The following is a 16,980-nucleotide window of genomic DNA, read 5'->3' as shown; positions in this document are numbered from 1 at the left end:
CGGCTCTTGAAGTGCGCGAGTCAGAGGCTGCGAGCAACCTGGACCTTCTCGAAGACTTCGATCTTGTCGCCGACCTTGACGTCGTTGTAGCTCTTGACGCCAATACCGCATTCCATGCCGGCACGTACTTCGGAAGCGTCATCCTTGAAGCGACGCAGGGATTCCAGCTCGCCTTCGAAAATAACGATGTCTTCACGCAGTACACGGATCGGACGGTTACGGTGAACGACACCTTCGATCACCATGCAACCGGCGATGGCACCAAATTTCGGCGAACGGAACACGTCGCGAACTTCGGCCACGCCCAGGATGTTCTCCCGCACGTCGCTGCCCAACATACCGGTCAACGCTTTCTTGACGTCTTCGATGATGTCGTAGATCACGTTGTAGTAACGCATGTCCAGGCCTTCCTGCTCGACGATCTTGCGAGCGCCTGCATCGGCACGCACGTTGAAGCCGAACAGTACAGCGTTGGAAGCCAGTGCCAGGTTGGCATCGGACTCGGTGATACCACCGACGCCGCCACCGACCACACGCACTTGCACTTCGTCGTTACCCAGGCCATTCAAGGCGCCGTTCAACGCTTCCAACGAACCACGGACGTCGGATTTGAGGACGATGTTGAGCGTCTTCTTCTCTTCCTGGCCCATGTTTTCGAAGATGTTTTCCAGCTTGCCGGCGTGAGCACGGGCCAGCTTGACTTCGCGGAACTTGCCTTGACGGAACAGAGCCACTTCACGGGCCTTCTTCTCGTCAGCCACAACGCTCATCTCGTCGCCAGCATCCGGGGTGCCGTCCAGGCCGAGGATCTCGACCGGGATAGCCGGACCGGCTTCCTTGATTGGCTTGCCGTTCTCGTCGAGCATGGCGCGCACGCGGCCATAGTTCGAACCAACCAGCACCATGTCGCCCTGGCGCAGGGTACCGTCTTGAACCAGCACGGTCGCCACCGGGCCGCGGCCCTTGTCGAGGCGAGATTCAACAACCACACCACGGCCAGGCGCCGAAGGCGTAGCGGTCAGTTCCAGAACCTCGGCCTGCAACAGGACGGCTTCGAGCAGTTCGTCGACGCCAGTACCCATCTTCGCGGAAACCGGAACGAATGGCGTGTCGCCACCCCATTCTTCGGAGGTCACGCCGTGAACCGAGAGTTCGCTGCGGATGCGATCGAGATCAGCGCCCGGCTTGTCGATCTTGTTCACTGCAACCACCAGCGGCACGCCAGCTGCCTGGGCATGCTGAACGGCTTCGATGGTTTGCGGCATGACGCCGTCGTCCGCCGCAACCACCAGGATCACGATGTCGGTCGCTTTGGCACCACGGGCACGCATCGCGGTAAACGCGGCGTGACCCGGGGTGTCAAGGAACGTCACCATGCCGCGGTCGGTTTCAACGTGGTAGGCGCCGATGTGCTGGGTAATACCGCCAGCTTCGCCAGCAGCAACCTTCGCACGACGGATATAGTCGAGCAGCGAGGTCTTACCGTGGTCAACGTGACCCATGACGGTTACGACAGGCGCACGGGCAACCGCTTCACCTTCGAACTTCAGCGACTCGGCCAGGGAATCTTCCAGGGCGGTGTCGCTGACCAGGGTCACTTTGTGGCCCAGCTCTTCGGCGACCAGCTGGGCAGTTTCCTGGTCCAGTACCTGGTTGATGGTGGCCGGGGTGCCCAGCTTGAACATGAACTTGATGATTTCAGCAGCCTTGACCGACATCTGCTGGGCCAGGTCGCCCACAGTGATGGTCTCGCCGATCTTCACTTCGCGCACGACAGGGCCGGTTGGGCTCTGGAAACCGTGGGCGTTGCGTTTCTTCAGCTTGGCCTTGCCGCGACCGCCGCGACGGAAGCCATCGCTTTCTTCGTCGGTAGTACGAGGCGCAACACGTGGTGCCGGCGCCTTTTCCTTGACCGAAGCGCGATGAGGAGCGTTCTTGCGCTCGCCATCGCCACTACCACGACGGTTGTCGTCGGCACGTGGCTTGTCCGGACGACGCTGTTCGTCGCGCTTGCGGGTATCGGCCGGAGCCGGCGCCGGCGCTACGACTGGAGCGGCTTCGCGCACAGGTTCGGCAACCGAGGCAACAGCCTCGACAGATTCGGCCGGAGCGGGTTGCGCAGCAGCAGGCTGGCGACGCGCTTCTTCTTCAGCACGACGCTTGGCTTCTTCTTCAGCCTTCTGGCGAGCAGCATTTTCTACTGCGCGACGTTCTTCCAGCTCGCGCTTGCGCTCGGCTTCGATTTCTTCCGGGCTGCGCTGTACGAAGACTTTCTTCTTGCGTACTTCAACGCTGATGCTTTTGCTACCGGCAACACGCAGGGTGCTGGTGGTTTTACGCTGCAGAGTGATCTTGCGCGGTTCTTCCACTTTCGCCTTGTGACTGCTCTTCAGGTGAGTCAGCAGGGACTGCTTCTCACTGTCGGTCACATGTTCCTCGGCGGCGGTGTGCGGCAGACCTGCCTCACGCATCTGCTGCAACAGGCGCTCTACCGGTGTTTTGACCTCATCGGCCAGTTGTTTCACCGTGACTTGCGTCATGCACTTCTCTCCTCAGGCCGCGCCTAATTACTCGAACCAGTGGGCTCGGGCGGCCATGATCAACTTGCCGGCACGATCATCGTCAATGCCGTCGATGTCGAGCAGATCGTCAATAGACTGCTCGGCCAGGTCTTCGCGGGTAATTACGCCGCGCACCGCCAGTTCCATCGCCAAATCCTTGTCCATGCCCTCAAGCGAGAGCAGGTCTTCGGCCGGATGGGCGTCTGCCAGCTTTTCCTCAGTAGCGATGGCTTTGGTCAACAAACGATCCTTGGCCCGAGCGCGAAGCTCGTTGACGATTTCCTCGTCAAAGCCGTCGATGTTGAGCATTTCCTCCACCGGTACGTAGGCAATCTCTTCCAGGCTGGTAAAGCCTTCGTCCACCAGCACCTGCGCCAGCTCTTCATCGACTTCAAGCTCTTCGATGAAGTTGCGCAGGATGTCGCCGGTTTCAGCTTGCTGCTTAGCCTGGATGTCCGATTCGGTCATCACGTTCAGGGTCCAGCCAGTCAATTGGCTGGCCAGACGCACGTTCTGACCACCGCGACCGATGGCCTGAGCCAGATTGTCTGCGCCAACGGCGATGTCCATGGCATGGGCATCTTCGTCGACGATAATTGCCGCCACTTCAGCAGGCGACATGGCATTGATCACGAACTGAGCCGGGTTGTCGTCCCACAGGACGATGTCCACGCGCTCGCCGCCCAACTCGCCGGATACGGCCTGGACACGCGAACCACGCATGCCGATGCAGGCACCTTGCGGGTCGATACGCTTGTCCTTGGAGCGGACCGCGATCTTGGCACGCGAACCCGGATCACGGGACGCGGCCATGACTTCGATCAGGCCTTCAGCAATTTCCGGCACTTCGATGCGGAACAACTCGATCAGCATTTCCGGCGCGGTACGCGACAGGATCAACTGTGGGCCGCGGTTCTCGGTGCGGATTTCCTTGAGCAGCGCACGCAAACGCACGCCAACCCGGAAAGTTTCGCGAGAAATGATGTCTTCACGGGCCAGCAACGCTTCGGCGTTGTTGCCCAGGTCGACGATCACGTTGTCGCGGGTCACTTTTTTCACGGTGCCGGAGATGATTTCCCCCAGGCGCTCGCGATAAGCGTCGACGACTTGCGCGCGCTCGGCTTCGCGAACTTTCTGCACAATAACCTGCTTGGCAGTCTGTGCAGCGATGCGACCGAATTCAATGGACTCGATTTTTTCTTCGACGACGTCACCGACCTTGGCGCCCGGATGCGTTTCCGCAACCTTGCTCGGCCAGGTTTCGATAGCCGGGTCGTCCAGGTCCGCTTCCTCGACTACCGTCCAGCGACGGAACGTCTCGTAGGCACCCGTGTGGCGATTGATTTCCACACGCAAATCAACTTCATCTTCGAACCGCTTCTTGGTAGCAGTGGCCAGGGCCAGCTCCAGCGCTTCAAAAATAACGTTAGCCGGTACGCCCTTTTCATTGGATACCGACTCAACAACCAGCAGTACTTCTTTGCTCATCGTACGCCTCGCCTTTCGCAAGCCATTGGATCCGCGGGATCCGCAGTATCTGGCACGTATCAGTCAAAACTGGGAATAATGTTGGCCTTGTCGATCATATCGATCGGCAACAGGAATTCGTGTTCGTCTACTTGAACCACGACATCCTGCTCTTCTACACCGCGTAGAAGGCCTTGGAAGTTGCGTCGACCTTCGAAAGGCGAGCGCAGCCTGATCTTCACTTGTTCACCGGCAAACGAAGCAAACTGCTCAAGAGTGAACAGAGGGCGCTCCATGCCAGGCGAGGAAACTTCAAGGGTGTATTCGGAGGCGATTGGATCTTCAACATCCAATACACCACTGATCTGACGGCTGACAATGGCGCAATCGTCCACCAGCACACCGCCTTCCTTATCAATATAAACGCGCAACATTGAGTGGCGACCTTGAGCCGAAAACTCAATACCCCAGCATTCATAGCCTAGGGCCACGACCACCGGGGCCAACAAGGCCTGCAACTCTTCTAGCTTGCTCGACACCTGAACCCCCTCGTGCATGTAGTGCATGCTGTGCAAAATAAAAAATGGGCGAAACGCCCATCCTTGAAACGCCGTTGAACAGCGGCGTTGTAAAGTGTCCAGCTAACAAAAAGCCCCTTGGAAGGGGCCCTGAAACTGGTTGCGGGAGCCGGATTTGAACCGACGACCTTCGGGTTATGAGCCCGACGAGCTACCAGGCTGCTCCATCCCGCGACAAAGCTGGGGCGGAAGTATACGACCGATCCCTAATAGGGTCAATGTAACGCTTCCACCTACAAGAAAGCCCGCAAAAGCGGGCTCTCCTGATAATTGGTACCGAGAAGGGGACTCGAACCCCTACACCCTATGGGCACAACCACCTCAAGGTTGCGTGTCTACCAATTCCACCACCTCGGCAAATACAGCGCTTGAAACCTTCTTACTTCTGCTCTTGAGCTGGAGGTACGTCAGTCGCCGAGTTGGCCGACTTTTGCTCTTGAAGCACCGGGACATCATCAGAAGCCGGTTGTTGCTTTGGCGCTTCCAACACCGCTGGATTTGGCAAACCTACCTGAGTCAGCTCTTGAGCCTTCTCTTTAGCAAAGTAACCTAACCCTAAGCTGGTTATGAAGAAACCGGCGGCGAGTATAGCAGTAAACTTACTAAGAAAGGTAGAGGAACCTTGGCTTCCGAATACAGTATTTGAAGCACCTGCACCGAAAGACGCACCAGCATCCGCACCTTTACCCTGCTGCAGCAATACGAGAGCGACTACACCCAGCGCGCCCAGCAGATGAAAAACGACTACGACTGTTTCCAGCATTTTTTCAGTTTCCCGCGGCGCGACAAATCGCACCGAACTCATCTGCATTCAGGGAAGCTCCACCAATGAGCCCCCCATCGATATCCGGCATGCCGAACAGTTCGGCCGCATTGGCCGCCTTCACGCTGCCGCCGTATAGAAGCCGCACACCTCGTGCCACTTCAGAATTCTCTGCCGCCAACTGCGCGCGGATGGCGGCGTGCACATCCTGCGCCTGTTGCGGCGAAGCCGTCAGTCCGGTGCCAATGGCCCAGACCGGCTCGTAGGCAATGACCGCCTTTGCAAAAGCACCGACACCCAAGTCTTCAATGATGCTGCCCAGCTGACGCCCGACAACTTCAAGCGTCTTGCCGGCTTCACGCTGCTCAAGGGTCTCCCCAACGCACAGCACCGGAATCAGACCACAAGCTTGAGCCGCAGCAAATTTGCGGATCAGCATCTTGTCCTGCTCGCCCATGATCTGGCGACGCTCGGAATGTCCGACCAGGACCAGGGAAGACCCTGCATCCACCAACTGACTCGGTGCGATTTCACCGGTCAACGCACCTTGCATGGATTCCACCGCAGAGTTCTGCGCGCCGACCGAAATCGACTTACCCTTCAAGCCATCAACCACCTGGTTGATATACAAGCAGGGCGGGAATACCGCTACATCAACACCGCTTGGCAAGGCCAGATTACGAAGGCCCTTGATCAGCTCAGCGACGCTGGCGCGGGTACCGTGCATCTTCCAGTTACCAGCTACCATAGGGCGACGCATGCTGTACCTCGTCGGTCAAAGTGGGCGCAGATGTTACCCAACCGATTCATGGCTGGCAAGCCGAATTCAGGCAGAAACTTCAGTAACCAGTTTTGCCAGCTCTTCAGCATAACCACGGACCTGCGCTTCATCCTCGCCTTCGACCATCACACGCACCAAAGGCTCTGTCCCTGACTTGCGCAACAATACCCTCCCACGCCCGGCCATCGCCTGGGTGACGCGTTCACTGGCCTGCTTGACCGTCGCGTGCTCGAGCGGATTCACACCCCCACCGAAACGTACGTTGATCAGAACCTGCGGGCACTTGCGCAACGCCTGGCGCGCCTGGGCAAGCCCCTCGTTACGTGCCTTGAGCGCCATCAACACTTGCAAGGCGGCAATGATCGCATCGCCAGTGGTGGTGTGGTCGAAACAGACAATATGCCCCGAATTTTCGCCACCAATCACCCAATCGCGTTCCAGCAGCTCCGAGATGACATAACGGTCACCCACATTGGCCCGCACAAAGGGTATGTCCAGGTCCGCCAGGGCCAGCTCAAGCCCGAGATTGCTCATCAATGTCCCGACGACGCCGCCTTTGAGCTTGCCGCGACCGCGCAAATCGCGGGCGATGATGAACAGCAGCTCATCACCGTCGACAACCGTACCGGTGTGGTCGACCATCAGCACTCGATCGCCATCACCATCGAAAGCGATCCCCAGATCAGCTTGCTCAGCCAATACAGCCGCCTGCAACGCCTCGGTATGGGTAGAGCCACAGTTATGGTTGATGTTCAGCCCGTTAGGCTGGGCGGAAAGCACCACCACCTCGGCGCCCAGCTCACGAAATACGCTCGGTGCGACTTTGTAGGTTGCGCCATGGGCGCAATCGACCACGATCTTCAACCCCGAAAAACTCGTACCGGCTGGAACACTGCCCTTGCAGAACTCAATGTAACGACCCGATGCATCGTTGATCCGGGACACCTTGCCGATCTTGCTCGACTCAACCACCGTCATCGGCGCATCCAACAGCTCTTCGATCATCAATTCGATGTCGTCCGGCAGCTTGGTGCCCTTGCCGGAGAAGAACTTGATGCCGTTATCGTCATGCGGGTTATGCGACGCGCTGATCACGATGCCAGCCTGTGCCTGGAACGTACGCGTCAGGTAGGCGATGGCAGGCGTAGGCATCGGCCCGAGCAGCATGACATCGGCTCCCGCCGACGTCAGGCCGGCTTCAAGGGCCGATTCGAACATGTAGCCGGATATCCGCGTGTCCTTGCCGACCAGCACCTTGCAGGCACCCATTTTGCGGAACGCCATGCCAGCAGCCCAGCCAAGCTTGAGCATGAAATCAGGGGTAATGGGGTATTCGCCGACCCGACCACGGATACCGTCGGTGCCAAAGTATTTTTTACTCATAAGTGCTCCTTCATTCTTATTCGGCTGAATCCACGGCCGCGATCATCCGCACGATATCCATTGTTTCGACTACATCATGCACCCGCAATATGCGCGCGCCTTTTGTAATGGCCAGGGCGGCCAGGGCGAGACCACCATATAGGCGCTCTCCAACCGGACGATTCAAGGCATTGCCGATCATGCTCTTTCGCGAGACGCCGACCAATAGAGGCCGCCCCAGTGCATGCAAGGCTTCCATATGTTTGAACAGGCTCAGATTGTGCGCCAGCGTCTTCGCAAAACCGAATCCGGGATCAAGGATGATGCGCTCGGCAGGAATGCCCGCAGCAGCACAAAGGCCCATGCGCTCCGCCAGGAATTCGCCCACCTCCCTGGTCACGTCGTGATAGTTCGGGTCGTCCTGCATGGTTCCTGGCTCGCCAAGCATGTGCATCAGGCAAACCGGCAGGCCCGTGGCAGCGGCCGCATCCAGAGCGCCATCGCGGCGCAAGGCGCGAACATCATTGATCAGCCCCGCCCCCAGGCGCGCCGCCTCACGCATGACTGCCGGCGTGGACGTGTCGACCGAGATAACGACATCAAGCTCGCGATGGATGCGCTCGACAATCGGCGCCACTCGCTCCAGCTCTTCAGTCGGCGAAACCGCCCGCGCACCGGGACGGGTGGACTCGCCACCCACATCGATCAGCGTCGCGCCCGCCGAGACCATGACCTCCGCATGCCGCAACGCAGCGTCGAGCTGACTGAAGCGCCCACCATCGGAAAAGGAGTCTGGAGTGACGTTAAGGATGCCCATGACATGCACATGGGCCAAATCAAGAACCCGGTTGCCGCAAGGCAACCGGGTCGAGGACTGGACAGAAGTCATTTCAAGCCTTAAACGTCGGCCGCCGGACCGCCGATAGGTGTTTCCGGACGCTCGCCCTGCACCGCCGGAGGCGTACCCGAGGTACCCGTGCCACCCGTCCAATCACGAGGTTCGCGAGGCGTGCGGCCGGCCATGATGTCGTCGATCTGCTCGGCATCGATGGTTTCATACTTCATCAAGGCATCAGCCATCGCATCCAGCTTATCGCGATTATCCGTGAGGATCTGCTTGGCCGTTCCGTAGCAGTGGTCGATGATGCTGCGAACCTCAGTGTCGATAAGCTTGGCAGTCTCGCCCGAGAAGCTCGCATGCTGCCCACCACCACCGCGTCCAAGGAACACTTCGCCCTCTTCCTCTGCGTACATCAACGGCCCGAGCTTCTCGGACAAGCCCCACTTGGTCACCATGTTCCGGGCAATCTGGCTGGCACGCATGATGTCGTTCGACGCACCGGTCGTTACACCATCGAAGCCCAACGTCATTTCCTCGGCGATACGACCGCCATACAGCGAACATATCTGACTGATCAATGCACGCTTGGAAAGGCTGTAGCGGTCTTCTTCCGGAAGGAACATCGTAACGCCCAGCGCGCGACCGCGCGGGATGATCGACACCTTGTACACCGGATCATGCTCAGGCACTACGCGACCGACAATGGCGTGACCCGCCTCATGGTAAGCCGTGTTCTGCTTTTCCTTTTCCGACATGACCATCGATTTGCGCTCGGCGCCCATCATGATCTTGTCCTTGGCCAATTCGAACTCTTTCATTTCCACGACGCGCTTGCCGGAACGGGCCGCAAACAACGACGCTTCGTTTACGAGGTTTGCCAAGTCTGCGCCGGAGAAGCCCGGCGTACCGCGGGCGATGACCGCTGGAGCAACATCGTCACCCATCGGCACCTTGCGCATGTGGACCTTCAGGATCTGTTCGCGACCGCGAATGTCCGGCAGCCCCACCACGACCTGGCGGTCGAAACGACCTGGACGCAACAGCGCAGGGTCGAGCACATCAGGACGGTTGGTAGCGGCAATCACGATGATGCCGTCGTTCATTTCAAAACCGTCCATCTCGACCAGCAACTGGTTGAGAGTCTGTTCACGTTCGTCGTGACCACCACCCATGCCAGCACCACGGTGACGACCGACAGCGTCGATCTCGTCGATGAAAATGATGCAAGGAGCGTGCTTCTTGGCTTGTTCGAACATGTCACGTACGCGACTCGCGCCCACGCCGACGAACATCTCGACAAAATCGGAGCCGGAAATCGTGAAGAACGGTACTTTCGCTTCGCCGGCAATCGCCTTGGCCAGCAACGTTTTACCAGTCCCCGGTGGGCCGACCATCAGCACGCCACGTGGAATGCGGCCACCCAGGCGCTGGAATTTGCCCGGATCGCGCAGGAATTCGACCAGCTCACCCACTTCCTCCTTGGCCTCGTCGCAACCCGCGACGTCGGCAAGGGTGGTCTTGACCTGATCTTCAGACAACAGCCGGGCCTTGCTCTTGCCGAAACTCATCGGCCCGCCCTTGCCTCCGGCTCCGCCCTGCATCTGGCGCATGAAGAACATGAACACCGCAATGATCACGAGGATAGGGAAGCTTGCGACCAGGAGCTGCGTCCAGATGCTTTGCTGCTCAGGCTGCTTGCCTTCGATCACGACACGATTGTCAACCAGGTCGCCGATCAGGCCATTGTCCTGGATAGCCGGACGAATGGTCTTGAAATTGTCGCCATCGGTGCGCTTGCCGGTAATCACATAGCCGTCAACGGCTACGCGCTCGACCTTGCCTTCCTTGACCTGCTGGAGGAAGTCGGAATAGTTGAGGGTCTGCGGCTCGTTAGGGCTGGAGAAGTTGTTCATCACGGTCACAAGGACTGCTGCGATGATCAACCACAGGATCAGATTCTTTGCCATATCGTTCAATTAACTACCCTCTGAAGCAAGCTCCGCTACTGGCGCGCGCTTCGCATGATATTCACCGGCCTAACTTACTACATTACCTGCGACTTGGCAGGCGCCGTCTGTAACCCTTTGTGAAACTTTGGCTCGCGTAATTTTCGTTACGCGGCTTCTGCAAGGCGAGACAAAAAAAACTATCGCCCCTCATTAAAGACGCTCATCGCTGGCAGCGCCTTCAATCCCGCGGAACCCACGCGCCAACAGGTACTGCTCGCGAGAACGGTCACGGGACGACAATGGCTTGCGCATCTGCACTTTGTCGAACAGTTTGCGGATGCCCTTGTGGTATTCGTCGAAGCCTTCGCCTTGGAAGACCTTGATCAGAAAATCACCACCCGGACGCAGAACCCGCCCCGCAAGATCCAGGGCCAGCTCGCTGAGGAACATCGCACGAGGCATGTCGACAGCCGCCAATCCACTCATATTGGGGGCCATATCGGAAATCACAAGGTCAACTTCGGTATTTCCGACGGCTTCGAGGATTTTCGCCAACACCGCGTCCTCCGTGAAATCGCCCTGGATGAAGGTGACGTCGGGGATGCCATCCATTTCCAGGATGTCGGAAGCGATCAACCGCCCCTGACCTCCAATCAGACGACTGGTCACTTGCGACCAGCCTCCCGGCGCTGCACCGAGGTCGATCACGGTCATGCCAGGGCGGATCAGGCGATCCTTCTCCTGGATTTCCAGCAATTTATAGCTGGCGCGCGAGCGATAGCCGTCTTTCTGCGCCATTTTGACGTAGGGATCGTTGAAATGTTCTTTGAGCCAGTTCTGGCTTGTCTTGGAACGGGCCACGGGCCACCTCTAAAAAAATAAATCGCGTCGTGATTAACTGGGCGGTCCCGGACTTGCTCGGGTAAACTGGCCGCCGCTTTTTACAAGATCAGACGCAGGGGTCAGATTATGCCGCTCACTCAAGAGCAGAAGAAACAATACAAATCCATTGGCCACCATCTGAAACCGGTTTTGACTGTGGCTGACAACGGTTTGACTGAAGGTGTACTCGCCGAACTCGAGCGCGCCCTGGGTGACCATGAGCTGATCAAGATCAAGCTCAACATCCTGGACCGCGAAGCCCGCCTGGCTGCCATCGCCGAGCTATGCAAAGTCGGAAAGGCAGACCTGGTACAGGTCATCGGCAAGATGGCGCTGATTTATCGCAAGAACTTCAGCGTCAACAAGCAACTGTCGAATGTGCACCGTTTCAAGTGATGCCAAGGGTCAAGGGTGCGCTTCGCGCACCCTGCCACTCCAGCCGGGCACCGGCTGCAACACCAGTATCAATCCGGAAAAGCCCAACACCAGGTAACTGAATACCTGCCATTGAATTGCTTCTGGCCAGCCGAGACGCACCGCCAGGAACATTGCGCACGCATACGACGCCATGAGCAGCAATTGCCCACGGATGTCGCGCCAAAGACTAGCAACACCTTCGACCTGGACCAGCACCAAAACCTGGAACATGACGCATGCGGCGGAAAATCCGACCAGCAGCGCCGTCAGCATGCTTGCGATTTCATCGATGAGCAGCGGCGCCAGGCCGATTTGCCCCAGCACCGGCAGTAGACCGACGTGCAGCAACCAGACGCCGCCCACCCACAACATCTGGGAGAGTTGCCAGATCATGGCACCCGCGCGCAGCGGGCGCCTTCGCTCAGATATGACGGACTTCGACAATCTCATACTCGATGACACCGCCAGGCGTCTTCACGGCAACCACATCACCCTCTTCCTTGGCGATCAAGGCACGAGCGATAGGTGAACCCACTGAAATCTTGCCGAGCTTGATGTCTGCCTCGTCCTCGCCAACGATCTGGTAAGTAACGCTTTCATCCGTCTCGACGTTGGCGATTTCCACAGTGGTGCCGAAAATCACTTTGCCAGTGTGCGGGATCGTCGTGACGTCGATGATCACTGCATTCTGCATGCGACCTTCGATATCACGGACACGCGCCTCGACCATGCCCTGCTCCTCTCGGGCAGCGTGGTATTCGGCGTTTTCCTTCAGGTCGCCCAGCTCTCGCGCTTCACCAATAGCCTGGCTCAAGCGCGGGCGCTCGACCTTGGTCAGGAAAGCGTGCTCTTCTTCCAGGGCCTTCGCGCCCTGAACAGTCATCGGGTACTTGGTTATGCTCATGCCTTCAATCCTGCATGTAGATCCTGCAAGCGACGCACGGTCTTCTCGGGACCGAACTTGAGTGCTTCGCAGATCGCTTCGCCTGCCGCAATGGTCGTGGTGCAGTAGATCTTGTGCTGCAGCGCGTTGCGACGAATGGAATAGGAATCGGCGATCGACTGGCGACCTTCGGTGGTGTTGATGATCAGCGTGACTTCGTCATTCTTGATCATGTCGACCACGTGCGGACGGCCCTCGGTCACCTTGTTCACGCGGCGAACTTTCAGGCCTGCTGCTTCGATCAGCTTGGCAGTACCGGCAGTTGCGACCACTTCAAAGCCCAAGTTGATCAGATCACGAGCCACACCTGCAACCAGTGGCTTGTCGTCATCACGCACGCTGATGAACGCCGTGCCGCCCGTCGGCAACACTTCACTGGCGCCCATCTGGGCCTTGGCGAAGGCTTCACCGAAGGTATCGCCCACACCCATCACTTCGCCGGTGGATTTCATTTCCGGGCCGAGGATCGGGTCGACACCTGGGAACTTGGCGAACGGGAACACCGCTTCCTTGACGCTGTAGAAGTTCGGAATGATTTCCTTGGTGAAGCCAAGCTCTTGCAGGGTTTTGCCAGCCATTACGCGGGCCGCGATCATCGCCAGGGAAACACCGATGCACTTGGAAACGAACGGTACGGTCCGAGAAGCGCGCGGGTTGACTTCAATGACGTAGATGTCTTCGCCCTGCAGGGCCAACTGCACGTTCATCAGGCCGACAACGCCCAGCTCCAGGGCCATTTTCTTGACCTGCTCGCGCATCTCGTCCTGGATGTGCGCCGGCAGCGAGTAAGGCGGCAGCGAGCAAGCGGAGTCACCGGAGTGAACGCCCGCTTGTTCGATGTGTTGCATGATCGCGCCAATCACCACGTCCTTGCCGTCGCTGACCGCATCCACGTCCATTTCGATGGCGCAGTTGAGGAAGTGGTCCAGCAGCACCGGGCTGTCGTTGGATACTTGGACCGCTTCGCGCAGGTAGCGCTTGAGCTCGTCTTCCTGGTAAACGATTTCCATCGCACGACCGCCCAGTACGTAGGACGGACGCACCACCAGCGGGTAACCGATCTTGGCGGCGGCACGAATCGCTTCGTCCTCGCTGCGCACGGTGGCGTTTGGCGGCTGGCGCAGGTTCAGGCGCTCGACCATCTGCTGGAAACGCTCACGGTCTTCGGCGCGGTCAATCGCATCCGGGCTGGTGCCGATGATCGGCACGCCGGCGGCTTCAAGGGCGCGGGCCAGTTTCAGCGGGGTCTGGCCGCCGTACTGGACGATCACGCCTTTTGGTTTCTCGACGCGGACGATTTCCAGCACGTCTTCCAGGGTCACTGGCTCGAAGTACAGGCGATCGGAGGTGTCGTAGTCGGTGGACACGGTTTCCGGGTTGCAGTTGACCATGATGGTCTCGTAACCGTCGTCGCGCAGGGCCAGTGCCGCGTGTACGCAGCAGTAGTCGAACTCGATACCCTGGCCGATCCGGTTAGGACCGCCACCCAGGATCATGATCTTGTCGCGGGTCGAAGGCGCAGCTTCGCACTCTTCTTCGTATGTGGAGTACAGGTAAGCGGTGTCGGTGGCGAACTCGGCCGCGCAGGTGTCGACGCGCTTGTAGACCGGAAACACTTCCAGCTTGTGGCGATGGGCGCGCAGGCTCTTTTCGGTCACACCCAGCAGCTTGGCCAGGCGCATGTCGGAGAAGCCCTTGCGCTTGAGGCGGAACATCGTGTCGCGGTCGATGGTGGACATGCCCAGGGTCTTGACCTTCTCTTCTTCCTTGATCAGATCTTCGATCTGCACCAGGAACCAAGGGTCGATCATGTTCATGCCGAAGATCTGCTCGACGGTCATGCCGGCGCGGAACGCATCGGCCACGTACCAGATACGCTCGGCACCCGGCACGGTCAGCTCGCGCTTGAGCTCGCTCATGCTTTCCGGGTTGCTCAGGTCCAGCTTTGGATCGAGACCGCAAACACCCACTTCCAGACCGCGAAGGGCTTTCTGCAGGGACTCCTGGAAGGTCCGGCCGATGGCCATGACTTCACCGACCGACTTCATCTGTGTGGTCAGGCGGGCGTCGGCCTTGGCGAACTTCTCGAAGGCGAAGCGTGGCAGCTTGGTCACGACGTAGTCGATGGACGGTTCGAAGGACGCCGGGGTCTTGCCGCCGGTGATGTCGTTCGACAGCTCGTCCAGGGTGTAGCCCACGGCCAGCTTGGCGGCGACCTTGGCGATCGGGAAACCGGTGGCTTTCGACGCCAGGGCCGACGAACGGGATACCCGCGGGTTCATCTCGATGACCACCATGCGACCGGTGTTCGGGCAGATGCCGAACTGGACGTTGGAGCCGCCGGTTTCCACGCCGATCTCGCGCAGTACCGCCAGGGAGGCGTTACGCAGGATCTGGTATTCCTTGTCGGTCAGGGTCTGTGCCGGTGCGACGGTGATCGAGTCGCCGGTGTGCACGCCCATCGGGTCGAAGTTCTCGATGGAGCAGACGATGATGCAGTTGTCCTTTTTGTCGCGGACAACTTCCATCTCATATTCTTTCCAGCCGATCAGGGATTCGTCGATCAGCAGTTCCTTGGTCGGCGACAAGTCGAGACCACGGGCGCAGATTTCTTCGAATTCTTCACGGTTGTAGGCGATACCACCACCGGTGCCGCCCATGGTGAAGGACGGACGGATGATGCACGGGAAGCCAAGGCGCTCCAGGACGGCGTTGGCCTCTTCCATGCTGTGGGCGATGCCCGAGCGTGGGCAGTCCAGGCCGATGGATTTCATTGCCTTGTCGAAACGCGAGCGGTCTTCGGCCTTGTCGATGGTGTCGGCGTTGGCGCCGATCATTTCCACACCGAACTTCTCCAGGACGCCTTCGCGCTCCAGGTCCAGTGCGCAGTTCAGCGCGGTCTGGCCGCCCATGGTCGGCAGCAGCGCGTCCGGGCGCTCCTTCTCGATGATCTTGGCAACGGTCTGCCACTTGATCGGCTCGATGTAGGTGGCATCGGCCATGGCCGGGTCGGTCATGATGGTGGCCGGGTTGGAGTTCACCAGGATGACGCGATAGCCCTCTTCGCGCAGGGCTTTGCAGGCCTGGGCGCCGGAGTAGTCGAACTCGCAGGCCTGGCCGATCACGATCGGGCCAGCGCCGAGAATCAGGATGCTTTTTATGTCTGTACGTTTTGGCATGGGTTTGTCACTCAAATCCGCAGGTCAGTCGGCTAGGCCGTCGAACAATCTTTGAAGCGCCCGCGGGGGCCGCCGCGCTCGGGGCCGCCCTCGGGCTTCACGCGGTCAGCGTCGCTTGGCCATCTCGTTGATGAAGCGATCGAACAGCGGCGCCACATCGTTCGGGCCCGGGCTCGCTTCAGGGTGGCCCTGGAAGCTGAACGCGCTCTTGTCGGTACGCTCGATACCTTGCAGCGTGCCGTCGAACAGCGATTTGTGGATCGCACGGACGTTGGCCGGCAAGGTCGCTTCATCCACAGCGAAACCGTGGTTCTGGCTGGTGATCATCACCACGCCGGTGTCCAGGTCCTGGACCGGGTGGTTGGCACCATGATGGCCGTGGCCCATTTTCAAGGTCTTGGCACCCGAAGCCAGGGCCAGCAACTGGTGGCCGAGGCAGATACCGAAGACCGGGATCTCGGTTTCCAGCACATCCTTGATCGCCTGGATCGCATAGTCGCAAGGCTCCGGATCACCAGGGCCGTTGGACAGGAACACGCCGTCGGGCTTGAGTGCCAGGACGTCGGCGGCCGGGGTTTGGGCCGGCACAACAGTGACGCGGCAACCGCGCTCGACCAGCATGCGCAGGATGTTCAGCTTGACGCCGTAGTCGTAGGCGACCACGTGGTACGGCAGCTCGCAAGCCTCGATCGTCGCGTGACGGTCGGTCTTCAGGTCCCAGACCGTGGAGCGCCACTCGTACTGCTTCTTGGTGCTGACGACTTTAGCCAGGTCCATGCCCTTGAGGCCAGGGAAACCCTGGGCAGCAGCGATAGCGGCTTCTTCGGAAATATTGTCACCGGCCATGATGCAGCCGTTCTGCGCGCCTTTTTCCCGAAGGATGCGGGTCAGGCGGCGAGTGTCGATACCGGCGATCGCCACGACGTTGTTGGCTTTCAGGTAATCGGAGAGGGACATCGTGTTACGCCAGTTGCTCGCTACCAGCGGCAAGTCACGGATGACCAGGCCGGCGGACCAGACACGGTCAGACTCGGCGTCTTCCGGCGTGGTGCCGGTGTTGCCGATGTGCGGGTAGGTCAAGGTAACGATTTGTTGGGCGTAGGAAGGATCGGTAAGAATTTCCTGATAGCCGGTCATTGCGGTGTTAAACACCACCTCACCAACGGTCTGACCGTCGGCTCCAATGGCTTCGCCGCGAAAAATGCTGCCATCAGCAAGGGCGAGTATGGCTGGCTTAGTCAAGAAGACCTCCCGTAA

General features: G+C 59.1%; 14 protein-coding genes and 2 tRNA genes. 1 reads left to right on the top strand and 15 read right to left on the bottom strand.

Features of this window, described 5'->3' with window-relative positions:
• Positions 1-20: 20 nt before the first annotated feature.
• From infB to rlmE, 11 genes are all read right to left on the bottom strand, one after another.
• Positions 21-2,540 carry a translation initiation factor IF-2 gene (gene infB / locus J3P79_RS04115; protein ID WP_434608367.1) on the bottom strand — a complete coding sequence of 840 codons (2,520 nt, stop codon included), beginning with the start codon at positions 2,538-2,540 and terminating at the stop codon, positions 21-23.
• A gap of 27 nt (positions 2,541-2,567) precedes the next feature.
• Positions 2,568-4,049, bottom strand: a complete 1,482-nt coding sequence (nusA, locus tag J3P79_RS04110) for a transcription termination factor NusA (RefSeq protein WP_003177868.1) — start codon at positions 4,047-4,049, stop codon at positions 2,568-2,570.
• A 59-nt stretch (positions 4,050-4,108) separates the two neighbouring features.
• Positions 4,109-4,567, bottom strand: a complete 459-nt coding sequence (gene rimP / locus J3P79_RS04105; RefSeq protein ID WP_033864484.1) for a ribosome maturation factor RimP — start codon at positions 4,565-4,567, stop codon at positions 4,109-4,111.
• Between the two features lie 136 nt (positions 4,568-4,703).
• Positions 4,704-4,780: transfer RNA gene (locus tag J3P79_RS04100), tRNA-Met, on the bottom strand.
• Between the two features lie 97 nt (positions 4,781-4,877).
• Positions 4,878-4,963: transfer RNA gene (locus J3P79_RS04095), tRNA-Leu, on the bottom strand.
• A gap of 22 nt (positions 4,964-4,985) precedes the next feature.
• On the bottom strand, positions 4,986-5,369 hold the full coding sequence (secG, locus tag J3P79_RS04090) for a preprotein translocase subunit SecG (RefSeq protein ID WP_030139789.1): 384 nt from the start codon (positions 5,367-5,369) through the stop codon (positions 4,986-4,988).
• A gap of 4 nt (positions 5,370-5,373) precedes the next feature.
• The gene (gene tpiA, locus J3P79_RS04085) at positions 5,374-6,129 is read right to left on the bottom strand and encodes a triose-phosphate isomerase (protein WP_434608365.1); all 756 of its coding nucleotides are present in this window, start codon (positions 6,127-6,129) and stop codon (positions 5,374-5,376) included.
• A 66-nt stretch (positions 6,130-6,195) separates the two neighbouring features.
• Positions 6,196-7,533, bottom strand: a complete 1,338-nt coding sequence (glmM, locus tag J3P79_RS04080; RefSeq protein ID WP_434608364.1) for a phosphoglucosamine mutase — start codon at positions 7,531-7,533, stop codon at positions 6,196-6,198.
• Between the two features lie 16 nt (positions 7,534-7,549).
• On the bottom strand, positions 7,550-8,401 hold the full coding sequence (gene folP / locus J3P79_RS04075) for a dihydropteroate synthase (RefSeq protein WP_434608362.1): 852 nt from the start codon (positions 8,399-8,401) through the stop codon (positions 7,550-7,552).
• A gap of 8 nt (positions 8,402-8,409) precedes the next feature.
• On the bottom strand, positions 8,410-10,320 hold the full coding sequence (ftsH, locus tag J3P79_RS04070) for an ATP-dependent zinc metalloprotease FtsH (RefSeq protein WP_434608361.1): 1,911 nt from the start codon (positions 10,318-10,320) through the stop codon (positions 8,410-8,412).
• Between the two features lie 192 nt (positions 10,321-10,512).
• Positions 10,513-11,163 (bottom strand): 23S rRNA (uridine(2552)-2'-O)-methyltransferase RlmE, encoded by a 651-nt coding sequence (gene rlmE, locus J3P79_RS04065; RefSeq protein ID WP_039592319.1) that lies wholly within the window; start codon positions 11,161-11,163, stop codon positions 10,513-10,515.
• Between the two features lie 108 nt (positions 11,164-11,271).
• Here rlmE and J3P79_RS04060 point away from each other — a divergent pair, with 108 nt between their 5' ends.
• Positions 11,272-11,580, top strand: a complete 309-nt coding sequence (locus J3P79_RS04060) for a YhbY family RNA-binding protein (RefSeq protein WP_434608360.1) — start codon at positions 11,272-11,274, stop codon at positions 11,578-11,580.
• Positions 11,581-11,589: 9 nt separating this feature from the next.
• Here the strand turns inward: J3P79_RS04060 and J3P79_RS04055 are convergent, their stop codons facing one another.
• From J3P79_RS04055 to carA, 4 genes are all read right to left on the bottom strand, one after another.
• A complete protein-coding gene (locus J3P79_RS04055) occupies positions 11,590-11,994 on the bottom strand; it encodes an MFS transporter (RefSeq protein WP_434608358.1) in 405 nt (134 codons plus the stop codon).
• 28 nt (positions 11,995-12,022) lie between these two features.
• Positions 12,023-12,499, bottom strand: a complete 477-nt coding sequence (gene greA, locus J3P79_RS04050) for a transcription elongation factor GreA (RefSeq protein WP_030139783.1) — start codon at positions 12,497-12,499, stop codon at positions 12,023-12,025.
• Positions 12,500-12,501: 2 nt separating this feature from the next.
• Positions 12,502-15,723, bottom strand: a complete 3,222-nt coding sequence (carB, locus tag J3P79_RS04045; RefSeq protein ID WP_434608356.1) for a carbamoyl-phosphate synthase large subunit — start codon at positions 15,721-15,723, stop codon at positions 12,502-12,504.
• A 105-nt stretch (positions 15,724-15,828) separates the two neighbouring features.
• Positions 15,829-16,965 carry a glutamine-hydrolyzing carbamoyl-phosphate synthase small subunit gene (carA, locus tag J3P79_RS04040; RefSeq protein WP_434608354.1) on the bottom strand — a complete coding sequence of 379 codons (1,137 nt, stop codon included), beginning with the start codon at positions 16,963-16,965 and terminating at the stop codon, positions 15,829-15,831.
• Positions 16,966-16,980: the final 15 nt, after the last annotated feature.

The organism is Pseudomonas sp. R1-7, from assembly GCF_051132105.1.
Classification (GTDB): Bacteria; Pseudomonadota; Gammaproteobacteria; order Pseudomonadales; family Pseudomonadaceae; genus Aquipseudomonas.
The sequence above is the reverse complement of the archived record's forward strand: the minus strand, read 5'-3'. Positions and strand labels throughout refer to the sequence as shown.